General features: G+C 42.6%; 19 protein-coding genes. 6 read left to right on the top strand and 13 right to left on the bottom strand.

What is annotated here, in order from left to right; translation table 11 throughout:
• Positions 1-224 precede the first annotated feature (224 nt).
• On the top strand, positions 225-1,649 hold the full coding sequence (locus M917_RS09275; protein ID WP_021814555.1) for an aspartate ammonia-lyase: 1,425 nt from the start codon (positions 225-227) through the stop codon (positions 1,647-1,649).
• A 98-nt stretch (positions 1,650-1,747) separates the two neighbouring features.
• Here M917_RS09275 and M917_RS09280 read toward each other — a convergent pair whose 3' ends face one another.
• Positions 1,748-2,632, bottom strand: coding sequence for a LysR family transcriptional regulator (locus M917_RS09280; protein WP_021814556.1), 885 nt, complete (start codon positions 2,630-2,632; stop codon positions 1,748-1,750).
• Positions 2,633-2,794: 162 nt separating this feature from the next.
• Between M917_RS09280 and M917_RS09285 the strand changes: the two genes are divergently transcribed.
• On the top strand, positions 2,795-3,934 hold the full coding sequence (locus M917_RS09285) for an alkene reductase (protein WP_021814557.1): 1,140 nt from the start codon (positions 2,795-2,797) through the stop codon (positions 3,932-3,934).
• A 211-nt stretch (positions 3,935-4,145) separates the two neighbouring features.
• The gene (locus tag M917_RS09290; RefSeq protein WP_040642540.1) at positions 4,146-5,195 is read left to right on the top strand and encodes a zinc-binding alcohol dehydrogenase family protein; all 1,050 of its coding nucleotides are present in this window, start codon (positions 4,146-4,148) and stop codon (positions 5,193-5,195) included.
• Positions 5,196-5,501: 306 nt separating this feature from the next.
• Here M917_RS09290 and M917_RS09295 read toward each other — a convergent pair whose 3' ends face one another.
• On the bottom strand, positions 5,502-6,518 hold the full coding sequence (locus tag M917_RS09295) for a LysR family transcriptional regulator (protein WP_021814559.1): 1,017 nt from the start codon (positions 6,516-6,518) through the stop codon (positions 5,502-5,504).
• Between the two features lie 5 nt (positions 6,519-6,523).
• Between M917_RS09295 and M917_RS09300 the strand changes: the two genes are divergently transcribed.
• Positions 6,524-6,970 (top strand): VOC family protein, encoded by a 447-nt coding sequence (locus M917_RS09300; protein WP_021814560.1) that lies wholly within the window; start codon positions 6,524-6,526, stop codon positions 6,968-6,970.
• Positions 6,957-7,550: a glutathione S-transferase family protein gene (locus tag M917_RS09305; RefSeq protein ID WP_021814561.1), complete on the top strand. Its 594-nt coding sequence runs from the start codon at positions 6,957-6,959 to the stop codon at positions 7,548-7,550. The genes M917_RS09300 and M917_RS09305 overlap by 14 nt, the downstream gene beginning before the upstream one ends.
• 88 nt (positions 7,551-7,638) lie before the next feature.
• On the opposite strand, the gene M917_RS09310 is transcribed toward M917_RS09305, so the two are convergent.
• From M917_RS09310 to M917_RS09340, 8 genes are all read right to left on the bottom strand, one after another.
• Positions 7,639-8,688: a dipeptidase gene (locus tag M917_RS09310; RefSeq protein WP_021814562.1), complete on the bottom strand. Its 1,050-nt coding sequence runs from the start codon at positions 8,686-8,688 to the stop codon at positions 7,639-7,641.
• A 2-nt stretch (positions 8,689-8,690) separates the two neighbouring features.
• Positions 8,691-9,857 carry a pyrroloquinoline quinone biosynthesis protein PqqE gene (gene pqqE, locus M917_RS09315; RefSeq protein ID WP_021814563.1) on the bottom strand — a complete coding sequence of 389 codons (1,167 nt, stop codon included), beginning with the start codon at positions 9,855-9,857 and terminating at the stop codon, positions 8,691-8,693.
• Complete coding sequence (gene pqqD / locus M917_RS09320; protein WP_021814564.1) at positions 9,854-10,138, bottom strand: pyrroloquinoline quinone biosynthesis peptide chaperone PqqD; 285 nt, start codon at positions 10,136-10,138, stop codon at positions 9,854-9,856. Before pqqD ends, pqqE begins: the two co-directional genes overlap by 4 nt.
• A complete protein-coding gene (gene pqqC, locus M917_RS09325; protein ID WP_021814565.1) occupies positions 10,135-10,893 on the bottom strand; it encodes a pyrroloquinoline-quinone synthase PqqC in 759 nt (252 codons plus the stop codon). Before pqqC ends, pqqD begins: the two co-directional genes overlap by 4 nt.
• Before the next feature lie 21 nt (positions 10,894-10,914).
• The gene (pqqB, locus tag M917_RS09330; protein ID WP_021814566.1) at positions 10,915-11,826 is read right to left on the bottom strand and encodes a pyrroloquinoline quinone biosynthesis protein PqqB; all 912 of its coding nucleotides are present in this window, start codon (positions 11,824-11,826) and stop codon (positions 10,915-10,917) included.
• A 79-nt stretch (positions 11,827-11,905) separates the two neighbouring features.
• Positions 11,906-11,980, bottom strand: coding sequence for a pyrroloquinoline quinone precursor peptide PqqA (pqqA, locus tag M917_RS14020; RefSeq protein ID WP_084606225.1), 75 nt, complete (start codon positions 11,978-11,980; stop codon positions 11,906-11,908).
• Positions 11,981-12,227: 247 nt separating this feature from the next.
• Entirely contained in the window at positions 12,228-13,631 is a 1,404-nt protein-coding gene (locus tag M917_RS09335; RefSeq protein WP_021814567.1) for a YncE family protein, read from the bottom strand.
• 80 nt (positions 13,632-13,711) lie between these two features.
• Positions 13,712-16,072 carry a TonB-dependent receptor gene (locus M917_RS09340; protein ID WP_040642494.1) on the bottom strand — a complete coding sequence of 787 codons (2,361 nt, stop codon included), beginning with the start codon at positions 16,070-16,072 and terminating at the stop codon, positions 13,712-13,714.
• Positions 16,073-16,385: 313 nt separating this feature from the next.
• On the opposite strand from M917_RS09340, the gene M917_RS09345 reads away from it, so the two are divergent.
• On the top strand, positions 16,386-17,096 hold the full coding sequence (locus tag M917_RS09345) for a hypothetical protein (protein ID WP_021814569.1): 711 nt from the start codon (positions 16,386-16,388) through the stop codon (positions 17,094-17,096).
• A 202-nt stretch (positions 17,097-17,298) separates the two neighbouring features.
• Here the strand turns inward: M917_RS09345 and M917_RS13730 are convergent, their stop codons facing one another.
• From M917_RS13730 to M917_RS09355, 3 genes are read right to left on the bottom strand one after another with little or no spacing between them, the layout of a single operon-like run.
• Positions 17,299-18,012, bottom strand: coding sequence for a type II toxin-antitoxin system HipA family toxin (locus M917_RS13730; RefSeq protein ID WP_161626697.1), 714 nt, complete (start codon positions 18,010-18,012; stop codon positions 17,299-17,301).
• 18 nt (positions 18,013-18,030) lie between these two features.
• Positions 18,031-18,555 carry a HipA N-terminal domain-containing protein gene (locus M917_RS13735; protein WP_021814571.1) on the bottom strand — a complete coding sequence of 175 codons (525 nt, stop codon included), beginning with the start codon at positions 18,553-18,555 and terminating at the stop codon, positions 18,031-18,033.
• A gap of 4 nt (positions 18,556-18,559) precedes the next feature.
• On the bottom strand, positions 18,560-18,871 hold the full coding sequence (locus tag M917_RS09355) for a helix-turn-helix domain-containing protein (RefSeq protein ID WP_021814572.1): 312 nt from the start codon (positions 18,869-18,871) through the stop codon (positions 18,560-18,562).
• Positions 18,872-18,922: the final 51 nt, after the last annotated feature.

Raw genomic sequence — 18,922 nt, forward strand, 5'->3', positions numbered from 1 at the left:
TACTATTGACGAGGCTAGGGTCAACGCAGTTATAGCACAATTTTATCTATGATACTTTTGATTGAGCACTAAAATTTTTGGGTCTGAGAGCGGAATATTTACGTTTTTCTTGCGCAGTATTCTCGGTTACGATGGGTCTGCTTTTTAGCAATGCCCAATGTAACTATACAGATATGCCGCTTTTATCACTTTAATTCAACTCATTCTCAAGAAGCCCTAAAATCATGACACACACCGATAGCCTGACCAATGACACAATCCTTACTCGTATTGAAAAAGATTTACTTGGTGAACAAGCCGTTCCCTCTACTGCTTTATATGGTATTCAAACGCAACGAGCGTATCAGAATTTTAATATTACAGGCGTGCCTATTAGTCATTTTCCCGATTTGATCAAAGCATTGGCGATGGTAAAACATGCTGCTGCCAAAGCCAACTACCAACATGGCCTGCTTAGTGATGATAAAGTCAATGCCATCACTGATGCCTGTGCGGATCTTATTGACGGCGAGCATCATGAAGCGTTTATTGTTGACTTAATCCAAGGCGGGGCGGGCACGTCGACCAACATGAATGCGAACGAAGTGATTGCCAATATTGGTTTGGCTAAGATGGGTTTTGAGTATGGTGAGTATCAGCATTTACATCCCAATAATGATGTCAACCGCTCTCAGTCGACCAACGATGTGTATCCCACTGCCGCTCGCTTAGCGATTGTCTTTGCCGCACAGCCGCTGATGGCTGCTATCACTAAGTTAAAGCATAGCTTGGCGGCCAAAGGAGAGGCGTTCAGTGATGTGTTAAAAATGGGCCGCACTCAGCTGCAAGATGCTGTGCCGATGACGTTGGGGCAGGAGTTTAATGCCTTTGCCAGTGATTTGGGCGGTGAGACTGCTCGTATAGAACACACGTGTCTCCAGTTATGTGAAGTGAATTTAGGCGGTACGGCTATTGGTACAGGCATCAATGCGCCTAGAGGCTACGCGGATTTGGCCATCAGTGAGCTGGCGACGATCAGTGGTTTACCAGTCAGGCTTGCAGAAGATCTTGTGGCTGCAAGTGCCGATATGGGTGCTTTTATTACCTTTTCAGGATCGCTAAAACGTTTGGCAATCAAACTCTCCAAACTCAGCAATGATCTGCGCTTACTGTCTAGCGGTCCGCGCACGGGTCTAGGTGAAATCAACCTGCCAGCTATGCAGCCGGGCTCCTCCATTATGCCGGGTAAGGTCAACCCTGTGATTCCTGAAGCGATGAACCAGACGGCTTTTCAAGTCATGGGCACCGATTTGACCGTGACCATGGCGGCAGAAGCAGGGCAGTTGCAGTTAAATGCCATGGAACCCTTGATTATCTATAATTTGCTTAACAATGCGCGTATGTTAGAAAAATCCATTCGCATGCTGGATGAGCTATGTATTCAGGGCATCTCCGCCAACAAAGAACGCTGTGCGCAGCATGTAGAAAACAGCATCGGTATTGTGACGGCATTGGTGCCACATATCGGTTATGACAATGCCAGTCGTATCGCAGGCCACGCTTTATTGAGCGGTTTGGGCGTCTCCGAATTGGTCAAACAAGAGAAGTTGCTCAGTGATGAGGAGCTAGCAGCGATTTTATCACCAAACACCATGGTGAATAACGTTTAGATCAGATCGATACCGTTGTATGAAGACACGCCCTAGGGCTTGTCTTCTTTTTTATCACCGTTTTTAAAATGAGAACACGTCCTAGCTCTCATAAGCCATCATAGGTTCTGTAACTGTTTAATTAACCAACGATGTATACCACTATCACTGGTACGTGGGTGCCATGCTGCTATGACCTTAAAGGTAGGGGGTAATGCCTCTATTCTAAGTTCTTTAACCTTGTCGCTTGGCAACAACCGTGAAGGATAAAACGCAATCATATCGGTTGTGTGCAAAATATCTGGTACTGCTGAAAAGCTAGGAACTGACATGACAATATTTCGTTTTAGACCTTTTTCTGCAAACCACTGGTCATGAGAGCCTCGTAAATTAGCACGCGAAGGTGATACCACCAGCTGCGGGTAAGCGGCAACTTGTGCCAGTGTTAATATGTCTGTTGCCAACGTATTTTCACAACCAGTGACGCATAAATGTTGTTCTTCAAACAGAGTAACATAGGATAAGTTATCAGGAATAAACTCGGGAAAGGTAATTAGCAAATCAAGCTCACCTGCCGCAATCAGTTGATTGATATTGTCTGAGGCAAAATCGCGGACGATTAATTTCAAATTTGGTGCGGCACAGCGCGTGATGTTAAACAATTGCGGCAATAATGCCTGCGTTGCATAGTCGGTTGCGCTAATCGTAAATACGCCTTTATACGTTTGCGGTGTGAAAATATCCGGCTCTAACAGCAATTCTAACTGTTTTAATATACGGTCAATGGGTTGCTGCATCGATAATGCCTTTGGCGTTGCCACCATGCTATTGCCTTGGCGAATAAACAAACGATCATCAAACAACTCACGTAATTTACGCAACTGCTCGCTGATGGCTTGTTGGGTCAAACCCATTTTGCGCGCGACTTGTGAGAGATTTTTTAGATCAAGTAGGGCTTGTAAAACTCTAAGTTGCTTAATATCGAGTCGATTTATACCATTCATCATGCATACCATTAATAATTGTATATTAAACAATAAGTAGTTGTTTCTAATTGTACCCATAAAACTCTATGCTGACTGACATTGTTTAAGTAGCTACTAAGCATCAAAACAGGTCAAAGGCATTCAATAATAAGCCATCAGCTCGCTTTAAAAGAGACATTTATGACACAACCTATTTCAAATACAAGTACATTATTTTCCTCTGTAGAACTTGGACCTTATACGCTCAAAAACCGTATTGTAATGCCACCGTTGACACGATCTCGTAGCACGCAACCTGACAATATTCCTAATGATTTAATGGCAAGCTATTATGCACAGCGGGCTACAGCAGGTTTTATGGTCACTGAGGGTACGCAGATTGAGCCAAGAGGTCAAGGTTATGCATGGACGCCAGGTATACATTCGCAAGCACAAATTGAAGGCTGGAAAAAAGTCACCCAAGCGGTACATGCTAAAGGTAGTATTATTTTTGCTCAGCTATGGCATGTTGGGCGTGTGTCTCACACCAGCTTACAGCCGCAAGGTGCTCAGCCTATTGGTCCATCAGCCATCACTGCTGACAATGTCAAAGTATTTATCGAAACAGGCCCAGGCGAAGGCACGTTAGCCGACCCCAGTGAACCACGCGCACTCAGTACTGATGAGGTTGGCGAGCTGGTAATGATGTATGCCCAAGCCGCACGCAATGCATTGGAGGCGGGTTTTGATGGGGTGGAACTGCATTGTGCCAATGGTTATCTGGTAAATCAGTTTATTTCTGAGCATGGTAATACCCGTGATGATCAATATGGGGGTTCATTGACCAATCGTCTGCGTTTCTTAAAGGAAGTGGTTGCCGCTGTCAGTGATGTGGTTGGGGCGGATCGTTTAGGGGTACGCTTTGCGCCGTTGTTTGCAAGTACGGATGAGACTCGTGTGTACTTGGGACTGGTAGAGTCAGATCCCCATCATACCTACATTGAAGCGATTAAAGTACTCGGACACGCAGGTATTGCTTACTTATCCATTGCAGAGGCCGATTGGGACAATGCACCTGATTTGCCAGAGCCTTTTTATCAAGCAGTCAGAGCTGAGTTTTCAGGCCGTATTATTTATGCAGGAAAATATACAGTAGAAAAAGCGGTCAATGTTTTAGCCAAGGGTTATGGTGATTTATTTGCTTTTGGTCGTCCTTTTATTGCCAATCCCGATTTGCCTGAACGCATGGCTAACAATTGGCCGCTCAATGAGGCAGATCCTGCCACGATGTACGGTGGCACTGAACTCGGCTATAGTGATTATCCTCGCTATGGCGAATAGTTTTGACAGCAAATAGTAAACAAAATAAGGCCATCTAAGGCCTTATTTTTATTTATAAATTTAGGATGTGTTGAACCTTCATGATTAGCCCCAATGATAAAAGCGAGGAGTCAGTTCCATGATCGAATGCTCTACAGCACCTAATGACTGCTCATGTCGCGACTCTATCTAACCCATTTATTATTAGGAATAAAAAATGCAGCCTCAAACAATAAAAGCCATTGGTTATAAAGACAATCTCGCCATCGATAATGAACAAGCACTACAAGACATTACCCTCGATAAGCCGATTGCCTCAGGTCATGACATTCTAGTAGAAGTGAAAGCAATATCGGTCAATCCAGTCGATTATAAAATCCGTCAATCGCGCCCTGCACCAGAGAATGAGTATGCGGTGATTGGTTGGGATGCTGCTGGCATAGTGACAGCTGTAGGCGAAGACGTCAGTCTATTTTCAGTAGGAGATAAGGTCTATTATGCAGGTGATTTAACCCGTTCAGGTAGCAATGCTGAGTATCAGCTGGTTGATGAGCGTATCGTTGGGCGTATGCCAGCATCGTTGTCTTTTGCTGAGGCAGCGGCATTGCCACTCACGACGATCACGGCTTGGGAGATGTTGTTTGAGCGTTTACAAGTGCCTGTCTCTGATAGTGCATCAGATAAAAATGGTAGTGATGAGAGTGCTAATGACGTCTCAGTATTGGTCGTTGGTGCGGCAGGCGGGGTTGGTTCTATCTTAACGCAGTTACTAAAAACACGTACTTCTGCGACGATTATTGGCACCGCGTCAAGAGAGGAGAGCGTACAGTGGTTAAAGGATTTGGGCGCAGATCATGTGATTAATCACCAAAATCCATTGCATGATGAACTACAAAAGACAGGCATCACTGAAGTAGATTACGTGATCAGTCTCAATAATACAGAAGAGCATTATGAAGAAATCATTAAATGCTTAAAGCCACAAGGTAAACTTGGACTCATTGATGATCCAAAATCATTAGATGCCAATCTTCTTAAAACTAAGTGCTTAAGCCTGCACTGGGAATTTATGTTTACGCGTTCTATGTTCCATACGCCAGATATGATTGAACAGCATCGTTTATTGACGGACGTCGCAAAAATGATTGACGCGGGCGAGATTAAAACCACGGTTGCTTATCATCTTGGCACTATCACGGCTGAGCATTTACGCAGTGCGCACCAAATGCTAGAAAACCAGCAAGCGCATGGCAAGATTGTATTAGAAGGTTGGTCTGTATAAAGGGCTGCAACAAAGCTTGGATTTTTAGCACTATATAAAGCTGACATAATAAAGGTGGTGGTGGAGACAGTTGACGAATTCATTCTCATTGAGATGAGTAATATCTCTTAGGGTTTATATTTGATAGGTAATTGTCATCTAAACTGATGACAATTACCTTGATTATCTTACCGATTGTAATATCTACTCTCTATGTATAAAGCACCTGTTGTGGAAAAAGTCTCTGATAGAGGTTTGCAAGTGCGTTATAAGAAATACTTGTCTCCACCGCAATTTACAAGCTTTAGACTGGCTAGTAAATAAGGATCAGGTAGAAATTGACAGGTTATGAATGCTGTTTTTTAGTTTCGGTGATATAAATTCTAAAAAAACTTTCATTTTTTGTGGCAAATACTTCCGAGTCTTGTGAAGCAAATGTACGGGAATTTCATCAGGTTCAAATTCATTTAATATGATTTTAAGATCGCCTTTATCTATCGCCTCTTTCACTTGGTAATGTAATTGTTGCGTGATACCCACACCTTTTATAGCAGCCTGCACGGCTGAATCACTATCATTAACTGTCAGTCTTGGCAAAATATCTATATGAGCGGTTAACCCAGAACTAGGAAACTTATAGTGCCAATGCGAAGTAGTCATTGCCGTATCTAACGATATACAAGAGCGTAGCGTTAAATCATGAGGTGATTCAACGCTACGGTGTTTAGATAAAAATGGTTGGCTTGCACAAGTCACGATGCGCATACTGCCTACTTGCGTGGCTATCATTGTACTATCTGGCAACTTGCCTATTCTAATCGCCATATCTACGTCATCTTCGAAAAGATTAATATTTCTATCCGATAATAAAAGCTGCACATTTATATTGGAATACAAAGATAAAAACTCAATAATAATTGGCAGCACGTACAATCTGCCAAACATAACGGGCGCGGTTATCACCAACTCTCCTCTTGGTTCTAAATACTCTCCTTTTACCTGACTTTCTGCCTCTTCAACCTGTTCCAATATTCGCTTACAGGCTTCTATATAATCGCTTCCAGCGTCTGTCAAAGACAACTTTCTGGTGGTTCTATGCAATAAACGAACACCTAGCTGATTTTCAAGATCAGATATCTTTCTACTTAAAGTTGGCAATGGTACGTTCAAGCTTTTGCTTGCGGCAGAAAAACTACCAATCTCCGCCACTTTGATCAACATAGACATTGCTTGTAATCGATCCATCATTATCTCATTTATTGAAAATATCATTATCGAATTTACAGTATTATCTTTTAAGTGACAAAGTGCCATACTGATTATGTCAAAATCAATATGGGACATACCTTATGAGCACCTTATCTCATGCAAACTCACAGATTGCGCTTGCCTACGATCATGTTGGTATTCGAGTCAGTGATAGACAGGAAGCGATTACATTCTATGAGCGTCTTGGATTCAAAGAAACCTATCGTATACCTGAAGGCGAGGCCAATGAAATGGTCACATCAGCTGGCGTACGAATCAATCTTATTTTTAATGCCGCAAAGATAAAAAACCAAAAAAACCTGTTACTTGACGAACCGATTAAAAGACCAGGCATGACTCATCCAGCCTTTATTATTCATGACATAACTGCATTGCAAAACTGGCTGCTTGAAGAAGGAATAGACATCACAGAAGGCCCTAAAAAACTCGGTCCAAGAAGGATTGCTTTATTCATTCGTGATCCTGATGGCAATGTACTCGAATTCAATCAACTATTATCTGAGGAAACAAACTATGAAACTGTATGATTTAGATGTGTCAGGAAACTGTTATAAAGTCAGGCTATTTGCCTCGTTTATCGATATTCCTTTAACGATTGTGCCCGTTGATTTTATGAACGGCGAACACAAAACAGATGGATTTCTCCAATTAAATCCTTGGGGAGAAATTCCCGTTTTAGAAGATGGGGACATCGTGCTAAGAGATTCACAAGCCATATTGATATATTTGGCCAATAAGTATGGCGGTGAAGCATGGTGGCCTAGCGAAGCGAATCTGCAAGCTGATGTGATGCAGTGGTTATCTACCGCATCGAATGAGATAAAACATGGTGTCGGCGAAGCACGTTTGATTAAAAAATTCGGCTTGGAGAGTGATTGGACGCAAGCCTCAGAGCGTGCACATAAAACACTAACCTTAATAGACAATCATCTTAGTAAACACAATTGGTTGGCTGCCAGCCGTCCTACTATTGCTGACTGTGCCGTTTATCCTTACATCTCAATCGCGCATGAAGGCCATATTGATATAGATAAATATAGCAATATTCAGGTATGGATGAATCGCCTACAACAACTACCGAACTATATCTCTATGCCTGGTAACTAATTAGCATCATACAACTTGATGATTACATGCAAGATGCAAAATCTTGTCTGTTTCTTTGGCTGGTTTGCCCTGTGAGTCAGTCAAAGGTTTACTGCCATATCTTATCCAGCACATTGAACCAATTTTTTGATGTGATTTTTTCAATAAGCGCATCGGAAAAGTGTCGTTGTTGCATCCGCTCAATCAGCCTAGAGATTTGACTGATATCTGATAACTCATCAGGCAATAGACAACCATCGAAATCAGAGCCAAAGCCAACATGATCTTCGTCCAAATGGTCAATCAAATAAGCAAGATGATCGACAATCACATCAAGTGAGGTTTGCGTGTTGCGTTGTCCGTCCGCACGCAGAAAAGCCACATCAAAGTTCACCCCAACCATACCGCCATTTTGCTTGATAGCAGCCAGCTGTCGATCAGTCAGGTTTCTTGCTTGCGGACATAAGGCGTGCGCATTGGAGTGGGTTGCAACAATGGGCTGATCCGCAATTTCTAGCGTATCCCAAAACGCGCGCTCATTCATATGGGACACGTCAATCAGCATATGCTTATCACGGCACGCCAAAACAAGGTCTTTGCCTTCGCGGGTTAGACCAGAGCCTGTATCTGGCGAGTGCGGAAAGGATGCATTTAAGCCATCACCAAAGAGACTTTTTCTATTCCACAATGGCCCTATACTTCTGAGTCCTGCCTCATAAAAAACATCCAGAAGCTCAGGCTTAATAGCCAAAAACTCAGCACCTTCAAGATGAAGAACAATGGCCAATTGCTGATTCTGCTGGCAGGCTCTGATTTGCGCTAAAGACGTACAAATTTGAATCTGACCTTCAGAGCGCGCCTGCAATTGCTGGGCAAGTTCTAATTGCGCGCAGCAAATATCGACGATTTCTTGCGGAGTGAAGTCTGAGTTTGACGGGTTGGCTAATTTGTCAGGATGGTTGTTCTTTACATAAGAATAAGGTGGCAGGAAAATAGAGAATAATCCGCCCATCCAACCTGCTTGTCGGCAGCGCTTTAAATCTAAATGTCCAGGCAGCGCGCCATAAATAAAATCATGCACGGGATCTGTGGCTGAACTCAGCCACAGGCGGGTCAATAGATCGTTGTGTCCATCAAAAATCACAGACTGAGCATTCATATTTACTCCGTTACCATGCGAGTAGGAATCAGTTGTTCTTGACTCAATAGCTTTTTACTCAATAGTTTAGAGTTTTTTGGATTGCGAAAGCGCAACTCTTCAAAAGGAACCGGCGTTTCACTGTTTGCACGTGCCTCCTCAATCAGGTAATGATAAGGCGATTTGCCACATACAGGATCGGCGTTTTTGGCATCCCCAGTCAGCATAAACGCTTGGCAACGACAGCCGCCGTAATCGCGTTCTTTATCAGGGCAGCTTTGGCACATGTCAGGCATCCAATCGTCACCGCGAAATTGATTGAAGCTTGCCGAGTCATACCAAATATCTTTAAGCGGCGTTTCTCGCACATTAGGGAACTGTATTGGCATTTGTCTGGCGGCATGGCACGGTAGGGCAGTACCATCAGGCGCGACGGTCAAAAAAATCTTGCCCCAACCATCCATACAAGGTTTTGGGCGTTCTTCGTAATAATCAGGAACGACAAAGATCAGTTTGCACTTGATACCACGTTCTTCAATCTTTTTGCGGTATTCATTGGTAATGCGTTCGGCTCTGACCACTTGTTCTTTGGTCGGCAATAGACCTTCTATATTCTCAAACGCCCAACCATAAAATTGGCAAATAGCCAACTCAACGGTATCCGCGTCAAGCTCTAGGCAGAGATCAATAATCTGATCAATTTGATCGATGTTCTGCCGATGAATGACAAAGTTGAGCACCATCGGATAGTCATATTGTTTGACCAAACGTGACATCTCATACTTTTGCTCAAAAGCATGTTTTGAACCTGCTAAGGCATTGTTTACCGTCGGATCACTGGCTTGAAAACTGATCTGAATGTGGTCAAGGCCCGCTTCTTTTAAGCGTTCAATCCGAGATTCGTTCAATCCCATGCCTGAGGTGATTAGATTGGTATAAAAACCTTTGTTATGCGCATAGGCGACCAGTTCTTCCAAGTCTTGACGAACCAGTGGTTCACCACCAGAAAAACCGAGCTGCACCGCGCCCATTTGTCGCGCCTGATCAAACACATCAAACCATTCCCCAGTCGTCAGCTCCTGCTTATACTGAGCATAATCAACAGGATTCGAGCAGTAAGGACACTGTAACGGGCAGCGATAGGTAAGCTCAGCCAATAGCCATAACGGAAGTCCTACAGGCGCAGTCATACTAAATCAATCCAATGTTCACGTTGAGCCACTAACATATATTCGATAATGTCTTGCTCAATCTCAGGAATATCTCCAAACATGGCTTTCACCTTTTTAATAATGTCCGCAATGGACGCCTGACCATCAATATGCTGACCGATGATGCTGGCACTGTCATTTAATTTGATCATCCCTTCAGGGTACAGTAAGACATAGGCATTCTGAGCCGGCTCAAACTGAAAGCGATAACCATGACGCCATACTGGTACGATGGAGTGATCTAGCTCAGGTAAACTCATTTAAACAATCCTTTATGCCAGACATGGTCAGTCGTGACACTTTGGTAAGGCGCTTGGTTGTGGACGTAGGCCAAGCTCAAGGAATCCAAAATCGTCCACAAAATATCCAGTTTGAATTGTAGGATTTCTAGCATACGCGCTTGTTGCTCGGCTGTTTTGAATGAGTCGAGTGTAATGGTCAGACCATGCTCAACATCGCGGCGGGCTTGACTTAGGCGTGAACGGAAATAGGTGTACCCTTGCTCTTTTATCCAAGGATAATGTTTTGGCCAAGATTCTAAACGCGATTGATGAATTTGCGGGGCAAATAGCTCTGTCAGTGAGCTACTAGCGGCTTCTCGCCATGACGTACGACGCGCAAAATTCACGTAAGCATCGACGGCAAAACGCACACCCGGTAACACCAACTCTTCAGAAATCACTTGCTCGCGGCTAAGACCAACCGCTTCTGCTAGACTTAACCATGCTTCACGGCCACCGCCATCAGGATAGACGCCATCTTGGTCAATCATGCGCTGAATCCACTCTTGACGCACACGTTGATCGGGGCAATTTGCCATAATAGCCGCATCTTTCAATGGGATGTTGATTTGATAGTAAAACCGATTAGCCACCCATGCTTGGATCTGCTGCTGCGTCGCCTGTCCTTCATGCATCATGATATGAAAGGGATGGTATATATGGTAATACTGACCTTTAGCCATAATCGCCTGTTCAAACGCCTCTGCGCTAAGTGCTGTTTTTTCTTCTTGCATCGTTTTCACCTTGTCTTTGCCTTACAGTTCGATCTGCATACCATCAAACGCCACTTCAACACCGTGTTGTTTTAATTGAGCTGCCTGTTCAGATTGCTCATTCAATATTGGATTGGTGTTATTAATGTGGATTAATATTTTGCGAGTATTTTCGAGTTGATCTAAATAATGCAGTGAGCCGTCTTCACCACTAATATGTAAATGCCCCATGTCTTGACCGGTTTTTGTACCGACGCCGCATTCTTGCATCTCATTGTCAGTCCATAGCGTGCCGTCAATCATGACGCAATCAGATGCTTTCATAATCTGCATAATGTCATCATCAATCTTACCCAACCCTGGCGCATAAAAGAGCTGTTTTTTTGTTTTTAAATCTTTCACAATCAGGGCAATGTTGTCACCATCATGTGGATCATTACGATGTGGCGAGTAGGGTGGTGCCGAGCTTCTAATCACCAAAGGCGTCAGTTCTAAATTACTAAAGCCTTCAATGTTAAAGGTCTGTTTTGGATCAATTTGATGATATTGCAGGCCACCATTCCAGTGCTTCAACATATTGAAAATAGGAAATCCTGTCGTAAGATCTTGATAGACCATATCAGTACACCACACAGGAATAGGACATCCTTCGCGCAGAGTTAATAGCCCTGTCGTATGGTCAAGTTGACTGTCCATCAACACTACATTTGTGATGCCTGTGTCTCTCAATTGACGTGCGGGCTGTGCTGCCTTAAAGTCAAATAATTGCTGGCGAATATCAGGTGATGCATTGAATAGTATCCAATCCACGCCGTTTTCTGAGATGGCGATCGAAGATTGGGTACGGGTTTTTGCGTCAATTGTGCCTTGACGAACACCGTGACAGTTAGCGCAATTACAGTTCCACTGTGGAAAACCACCACCAGCCGCTGAGCCTAAAACGTGAATATACATAAATCAATATTTCCAAAGTTCCAAAAAAGCAAAAGCCCTAATCATCTAGGGCTTTTAAAGTATTGAGGTCTAGTAAATTTTAACGTGCTTCGAAATACATAGTAACTTCGAAACCAATACGGATGTCTTCAAAAGCGGGTTTAGTCCATTTCATGGAGTTACTCCTATAGGATCTTATTGGTTAATAAGTAAGGTGAGTCTTCAATGGTATATAATCTGACCCTTGCTGTCAATTATTTGGACGTTAACATGGATGGGTATTGCCATTTTGAGGGTATCCTGTTTCAAGGTATTAGCGGATACCCTCAAAATAAGGGTACGAAAAGGTTTGTTAATTTATATTAAGATAGAATGCGACAAGTAGTTCAGTCTAAAATATTTAGGCCTTTATAAAGAGTCGGTTATGATTCGTGGTGATGCTCATCGTCGTGTGCAGTTTTTACCCCGAACCAAGCCAGCTGCGATGGTGCAAAGGTCAATTTCAGCTTCGACTCAATTTTTTTAGCGTCGGGATTGATTTTGACGATTTGCTTATTTTCGCTGTCCATCACATAAACCATCTCAGTATTTGGATTAACGATCAAAGATGGCCCGCCATGACTATAGTTTTTGATTCCATCCGGAATAATGTTTAATGTGGCTACTTGTTTATAGTTCTGTGTCACATCAAGCAGATGCAAGGTTCCTGCATCGTCAAGTAGCATTAAATGTTCACCATGAGCATCAAAATCATAGCTGACGACTCGGCGACTGTTATTCGTCGTCCAAACAATAGGAGCAATATTTTTGCTGACAGGATCAATACGGTAGGGCTGACCACAGGCAGTGCCAACCAAATAGTTATGATGATGGTTGGTGGCAAACGAGCCAATACGAGCAGGGCTACTGCTACCATCTTCATTTGTGCATTGGCTATTGGTCAAGCTGACAGGATAAATAATTTTTTCAGCACTAAACGCATCGCCAGCTTGCTTGACGCTCAGAATACCGTCACTACAAGCGAAAATACTATAGTCAGTGACACTACCACTGCCATGAAGACCCTGACATTTGGTATCAAACGTCTGGTTTAAATGATAGTGGTCATTGTGAAGTTCAAAGACACTGATTGTATCAGCGAGCGCACTACCCACTGTATCATAACGTCCTGTACTGATAACATAGTTCCCGCGAGGCTCTGCTGTACCATGCATGTTAGTATTTAATTTTTGATAAGGAAGTTTGCCATTTGCAATGTCTTTATCCGTTACTAGGGCAAATCCAGCCGCCTGTGCAGGGTTCTCTATTGGATTACCTGCCGCACCCAAGCCATCGAAAAACAATCCAGCTTGTTCGCCATACGTTTGATAATGTACGGGACGGGTATAATTTAACTGTAGTGGCATCTTACTGACGTCTCGAGCATAAGGATGGTCGTGGTCGCCATGGTCTTCAATTTCTAGCCCGCTATGATAAAAGTTTACCCCTTGATTAGTACGGTCGAGTACCAGCACATAATTACCACTTGGACTGGTTTGTAGTGCATCAGCTTGACCTGTTAAGTCCAAATTTTGAATAACTTTGTTTTGAGCAAGACTATAAACATAAGCTTTATTACTGTCTTTTTCGGTAATGAGTATCCGCCCTTGTCTCAGCTCAGCGGTTACGTCTGACTCTTCGTCATGGTCATGGTCATGACCATCGTCTGGTTGCGTTGTTGGTGTTTTGCGATCATCATCTGAGCCACAACCGCTAAGCGCTGTAACCGTTAGTAAGGTAGATAAAGCTAGCGCAATAGATTTACTTAATGGGTGAAACTGAATCATAAAGGTGCTCCATTCATGGGTATTATTTTTACTAGTTGCTATTAAAAAGTCAGAAAAGCCAATATTTAGATGACTGATGGTTAAAAACGATAGGTCACTCCAGCATTTAACGAACGCTCTGGCATAGGTACATGTTCAACCAAATAAGACGCATGGTTATATGCCAGCTCGTTTAAAAGGTTATTAACTTCGAGAAAGGCGGTATAGTCATAAGCGCTAGGACTGTGATAGACAAGCTTGGCGTCAATCATGTTATAACTGGGCGTGTTGGTTTCAAAGTCAGCAATATGGTCTTGCTCAAAACGGTGATATCCAGAAAGGACTAAATCGAACTGACCAAATTGAGTCGTAATGTCACCACCAATGCGAGGTGCGACCAATCTTGGTGCATATTTACTGGTGAGATTATTACTGTCTAGCGTTATTAATGCGATGTCAGCAAAGCTACCGATACTGATGTTATTGTTAAGATAGTAGCGGGATTGAATTTCGCCACCATAATGTTTTGCGTCGCTTTGAACGTAGTCAACCAATCTAAAACCTGCTGATTCTCCTTCTGTAACGACATCTTGTGTTTTAGCGTAGATATAGTCTTTGCTGTCATTATAAAAAGCAGAAATACTGGTCTCAAAGCTATCGCCATTGTCAAAGCGCAATGTAAGTTCTATACCATTGGTTGACTCTTCTTTTAATTGATCATTACCGCGCTCCCAAGTATTGGTTGCTAGATGGGCACCATTAGAGAATAACTCTTGTGAGGAGGGCAGTCTTTCAGAATGACTTATTCTTGCAGACAGTTGTGTGTTGGGCGTAAGGTACTTACCCCCTTCTAAGCTGACAGAAGTACCAGTATGTGCTTTGTCGATGTTGTTTTCGGTATCGGTCAGGTTTTGGAAATCTTGACGACCTCCAAATTCGATGTACCAAGGACTTCTCCCTTGTTTGCTTACGATAGCATTAGTGCTAGCACTCTCATCAGTAGAATCCGCACTGTCACCGTGATTGTGCCCCGCATGTTTATCAGCTGATGAAAACGTATTGTCGGCGAACTTATCGACATTTTCTATTTTTGCACCAAGGTAATTCGGCGTTAGTCGTTCAATAAAAAATAGTCCCACTTGAGTGCGATCCGTTTTGGGAAGATACCCTTCTAGTCCTACGGCTGAAAACTCGCTATTGGTATAATCTATGCCAACAACCCCTTTCATAAAACCTAAATTACCCGTTTTATGAGTTGCATGCGTTGCTTGGGTACGCGCACTGATGGCCCTATTTTTGAAAGTAGTGCCAGCCACGCCTTCATCTATCTCATCATGGCGATAATCTGTATAACTAATCTTGGTATTGATATTATCAACTCCAATCATAGGTATTTGACGCTCGGCGTAGAGCTGATAAACGTTTGAAGTTAAATCCACATAAGGCGCTTCGCCATGATCGTGGTCATGATCGTGGTCATGGCCGTGGTCGTGCTCACCTGCACAAATAAGACTATTGGGATTGGTGCTGCTAGGCGAGCACTCGCTATGAACATGAAATGGCAGACCATATTCTGAGGACTGACGTTGGTACGAGCCGCCGATATACCCCAAATCAGTCACATACGACAACCCAATACTGCCATTCTCTTGGGTATACCAACTATTGCTAATCTCATCCGTGTCCCAATGCGGTACTTGAATATTGCCTTTGTCCGTTTTTTGATAACGCCCAGTCCAAAGCCAGTGATCACCAATACCACCATTAAGCTCCGCATAACCAAGATAACCATCGGTGGCTTTTTGACCGATTAGCGAAACTTTACCATTCAGGTTTTTCTGAGACGATTGGTTTGGAATGGTGTTTTCAACAATATTGACCACCCCGCCTATAGCGCCGCCACCGTACATCAACGCTGATGTACCTTTGATAACCTCAATTTGTCTGGCACCTAATATAGGTACAGACACTTGGTGATCAGGAGAAATCTGGGAGGCATCTTGAACACTTAAACCATTTTGCATGACCTGAACACGTGGTGCGCTCTGTCCTCGAATAATTGGTCGACTCGCGCCTTGTCCAAAACTATCAGTAGATACGCCAACCTCGTTTGCCAATGCATCACCAAGCGTACTGTTGACTTGAGAATCTAGCGCCTCACCAGTAACAATGCTGGTTGCTGTCGCCATCTCGTTTGCTTGTGGGAGTAAAGGGTTTGAGGTAACAACAATAGTATCTAATGTGGTTGAAGGCATCGTCATACTAGACGTCCCATTATCAGCAGAGGTAATAAGTTCAATGTCTGTTGATAAAGTTACCTCAGCCATGACTGGTAAGCTTGCCATGCATAGAGCAGCGGTCACTGAGAATATAACCGTGGCTTGTTTAAGACTAAAATTAAAGGAAGATATAGGAGCGTAATAAGGCTCTTTTAACCTATTGATATGAAAATTTTTAGACATGAGAGTACCAAAATTAAAAGTTAGGTGAATGCAAATCAATAATAGGATTAATTGTTATGTTATAATATAACATTACCTAAGTATACATATAATTTATATTTTGGAAGGAATCTTTATATTTTAGTAAGAAAAAAAGTTCTTTGATGGACTCAAATTATATTGAGATTACTTGTAATGGGTGAGGTATGCTTAGATAAATAGGGCTATGCAAAATACTATTTATTGATAGGGTTTTTTTATGGAACACTATAAAAGACGCAGCCCTTTTGTTTGCCATAATTTGTCATCGAAACACACAACTGGGCCCATTATCATGAAACAAAGACTCGCTAAATTAAAACGACTGCAGACAGCGCTTGCCAGCCTCCAATCAGCAATAGATATTAAAGCGCGCTTAACGGCCGCAAAAGAGCTTACCAACGTGTTAAAAGATATTGGTGCGTTAGGATACTTAACGTTAAAAGAGGTTCGACAAGCTGCTGCCGATTATGAATTGAATGGTGCAGGTGAGGACGATTACAGCGACAACCCAAACGATGAAAATTATCGTTACGCTGATACAGGCTATAGCGCAGGATCTCACAAAGAATGCGCCAGTAGTCGTATTAAAGATTTGGCCAAAGACGGTATCACTGTTAAAGCCACTGATATCGAATGGGAAGAAATTGAGTCTGATGCTTTAATTGCTAAAGGTGTGATTAAAAAACCAAACATCATGGAGAACGTAGATTACCAGGCTTTGAAAGATCAGAAGGTAGAAGCTGGTATCGCTTATCTTATTCAAAAATTTTTGGCGTCTGTCGCTCCTGAGCCCTATTGGAACACGATGGGGTTTCTGGAAAATAGTACGTCAGTGCTACGCCTCATTGGTGGCCGCACTGAAAACAAGCTAAGACTTGCAGCACACTTTGGCGTTATTCCAATTTCCGATCAAAAGGCGCTGGCTCGTAGGGCGCATGTGAATGGTATCAATACGCTAAAGTCTCGACTCACTGAAAATAAAAATATTTTTTGTAATCAGTGAATACCGTAAACTAACGTAGTTATCGGCAAATAAAAATAAAAAACCCTTGCAGCACGGAGCTTACAAGGGTTTATCGGTAAATATAATAATGTTTGTTGGTGCGTCCACCACACAACGACTAATTTAGTGAAAGCCTTTTATTATAAGGTTTTTATAATTGTAGGAATTATTTTTAACAACAAATTTAACAACTTGCGTGGCACTATCCATTTGCCATCCGGTTGATATTAGCTTGTATATCATAAGCAACCTGATTTGCTAATTCTTTTTCAATATCATAGTTATTAATAACACTCAAAAAGTTCTCAGCGACTGACGCTACTTGTTCAATCATTGCTTGAGCCTTATTTTGCTTAATATCAGCCAACTTAGCCAGGTTTAGTAAGTCAGATCGGGTAGGGTGACAAGCTTCACCTGCCACAGCCATTTGATGATAACCACTCATACCTGAATTATAAGCGATATCATAAATGGGCGATAACGACCATCTGCCAGCCTCGTCCATTATAAAAGAAAAGTTTTTGCTATGATCATCTTTATTATTAAAGATCACATTGAATACAGCATGTCTAAAGGCTGCCTCTACGGCAACTTGTGATTGGGTCAACATACGCACGCAGCGCAAATACTGCAAATAATCTATTGAAGGAATTCGAAAGTCAATATCTAACAAACCCGCCAATGTATGTATATGGACGCGTTGATTGCCCATGCGGTCAAAACGCTCAACCCCAAAAGCAGCATGTTTGTTATCAATATCAAAATAATGATGAGCCTGCATATTTAGGCCTGCTTGCTTTGCCATATCAGCATAAAGCGATTCTAATAAACAAACGATTTTATGCTCAGATTGAGCAGGGAACTTAATCAGCCATGGCGTTGCAGATGAGTACTCATAGGTTAAATCAGTGGTAATAAAGTCACTGGAGTTATCTTATAACACTAGCGCTTTTGGTCTAGCACCTTGAGGGGAGCCACCAATAACGATAAGTTCCGCTAATATGTCACTGTCTTGACCTGATAAAATGGTTTGATTGGCGGCAGCAAGCTTAGCTAAAGGCAGCTCACTCGTATCAATAGCATCAGATAAGTCATGCTCAGGCTCAAAACTAAGTGCTCCCATTGCTGAATTACCAATATAAGCGAGGCGATCTAAGACATTGATTGGCGCAGCATGAGGCATTGTTTTTCGAAAGAACCTATCCATTAGTAGCATTCCCCAACCATCGGGTAAGCTGTCTGATAATAGTCCGCATAAGTAATGGCTCGACGCATGAGTACCATAATAAGGTGCTGATCGTAATGGCATCTCAATGGGTGACAGCTCCAGTCCATCAGCCAGCCACACTGCATCATAGCCAAAGGCAGGGCGCCGTCCATCCATCGTTAATTTACCAATAAGACGCTTGTCCCCGAATCCTCGATAATAAACATCAATAACAGATATCGGTTGATACATAGAGTTACTCGCCATTTTTATTTGAGGCTCGCAGGCGCGGGTTTTGCTTAGCAATAATATCTTCAATATTGCTAGGCGTAACCTCAAAAAGCTGGGAAAAATGATTAATCATGCCAAGTGCGATAGCTATTCGAATCACGTTATCGAGCGTACTGCCTTGACCAGACTCAATACGAGCAACCGTACTAACACCAATCCCTGCTTTCTCTGCTAAAGCCGCTTGGGTTAGATTCAATGATAATCGCTGAGCTTTTAAGCGTTCACCTAAAATCTCGGAAATCTCACTTGGTGTATAAAAATCAAACCTTACATTCATAATTTAATCAATCATATAAGAGTGTTAAACCGCTATTTTAGCAATTAGTCA

The organism is Psychrobacter aquaticus CMS 56 (genome assembly GCF_000471625.1).
GTDB classification, from domain to species: domain Bacteria; phylum Pseudomonadota; class Gammaproteobacteria; order Pseudomonadales; family Moraxellaceae; genus Psychrobacter; species Psychrobacter aquaticus.

Bases quoted from the DNA above. Each gene is read 5' to 3' on its own strand.
- M917_RS09275 (WP_021814555.1), top strand. From the start codon at position 225: ATGACACACACCGATAGCCTGACCAATGACACAATCCTTACTCGTATT.
- M917_RS09280 (WP_021814556.1), bottom strand. From the start codon at position 2,632: ATGAATGGTATAAATCGACTCGATATTAAGCAACTTAGAGTTTTACAA.
- M917_RS09285 (WP_021814557.1), top strand. From the start codon at position 2,795: ATGACACAACCTATTTCAAATACAAGTACATTATTTTCCTCTGTAGAA.
- M917_RS09295 (WP_021814559.1), bottom strand. From the start codon at position 6,518: ATGTCCCATATTGATTTTGACATAATCAGTATGGCACTTTGTCACTTA.
- M917_RS09300 (WP_021814560.1), top strand. From the start codon at position 6,524: ATGAGCACCTTATCTCATGCAAACTCACAGATTGCGCTTGCCTACGAT.
- M917_RS09305 (WP_021814561.1), top strand. From the start codon at position 6,957: ATGAAACTGTATGATTTAGATGTGTCAGGAAACTGTTATAAAGTCAGG.
- M917_RS09310 (WP_021814562.1), bottom strand. From the start codon at position 8,688: ATGAATGCTCAGTCTGTGATTTTTGATGGACACAACGATCTATTGACC.
- pqqE (WP_021814563.1), bottom strand. From the start codon at position 9,857: ATGACTGCGCCTGTAGGACTTCCGTTATGGCTATTGGCTGAGCTTACC.
- pqqD (WP_021814564.1), bottom strand. From the start codon at position 10,138: ATGAGTTTACCTGAGCTAGATCACTCCATCGTACCAGTATGGCGTCAT.
- pqqC (WP_021814565.1), bottom strand. From the start codon at position 10,893: ATGCAAGAAGAAAAAACAGCACTTAGCGCAGAGGCGTTTGAACAGGCG.
- pqqB (WP_021814566.1), bottom strand. From the start codon at position 11,826: ATGTATATTCACGTTTTAGGCTCAGCGGCTGGTGGTGGTTTTCCACAG.
- M917_RS09335 (WP_021814567.1), bottom strand. From the start codon at position 13,631: ATGATTCAGTTTCACCCATTAAGTAAATCTATTGCGCTAGCTTTATCT.
- M917_RS09340 (WP_040642494.1), bottom strand. From the start codon at position 16,072: ATGTCTAAAAATTTTCATATCAATAGGTTAAAAGAGCCTTATTACGCT.
- M917_RS09345 (WP_021814569.1), top strand. From the start codon at position 16,386: ATGAAACAAAGACTCGCTAAATTAAAACGACTGCAGACAGCGCTTGCC.
- M917_RS13735 (WP_021814571.1), bottom strand. From the start codon at position 18,555: ATGTATCAACCGATATCTGTTATTGATGTTTATTATCGAGGATTCGGG.
- M917_RS09355 (WP_021814572.1), bottom strand. From the start codon at position 18,871: ATGAATGTAAGGTTTGATTTTTATACACCAAGTGAGATTTCCGAGATT.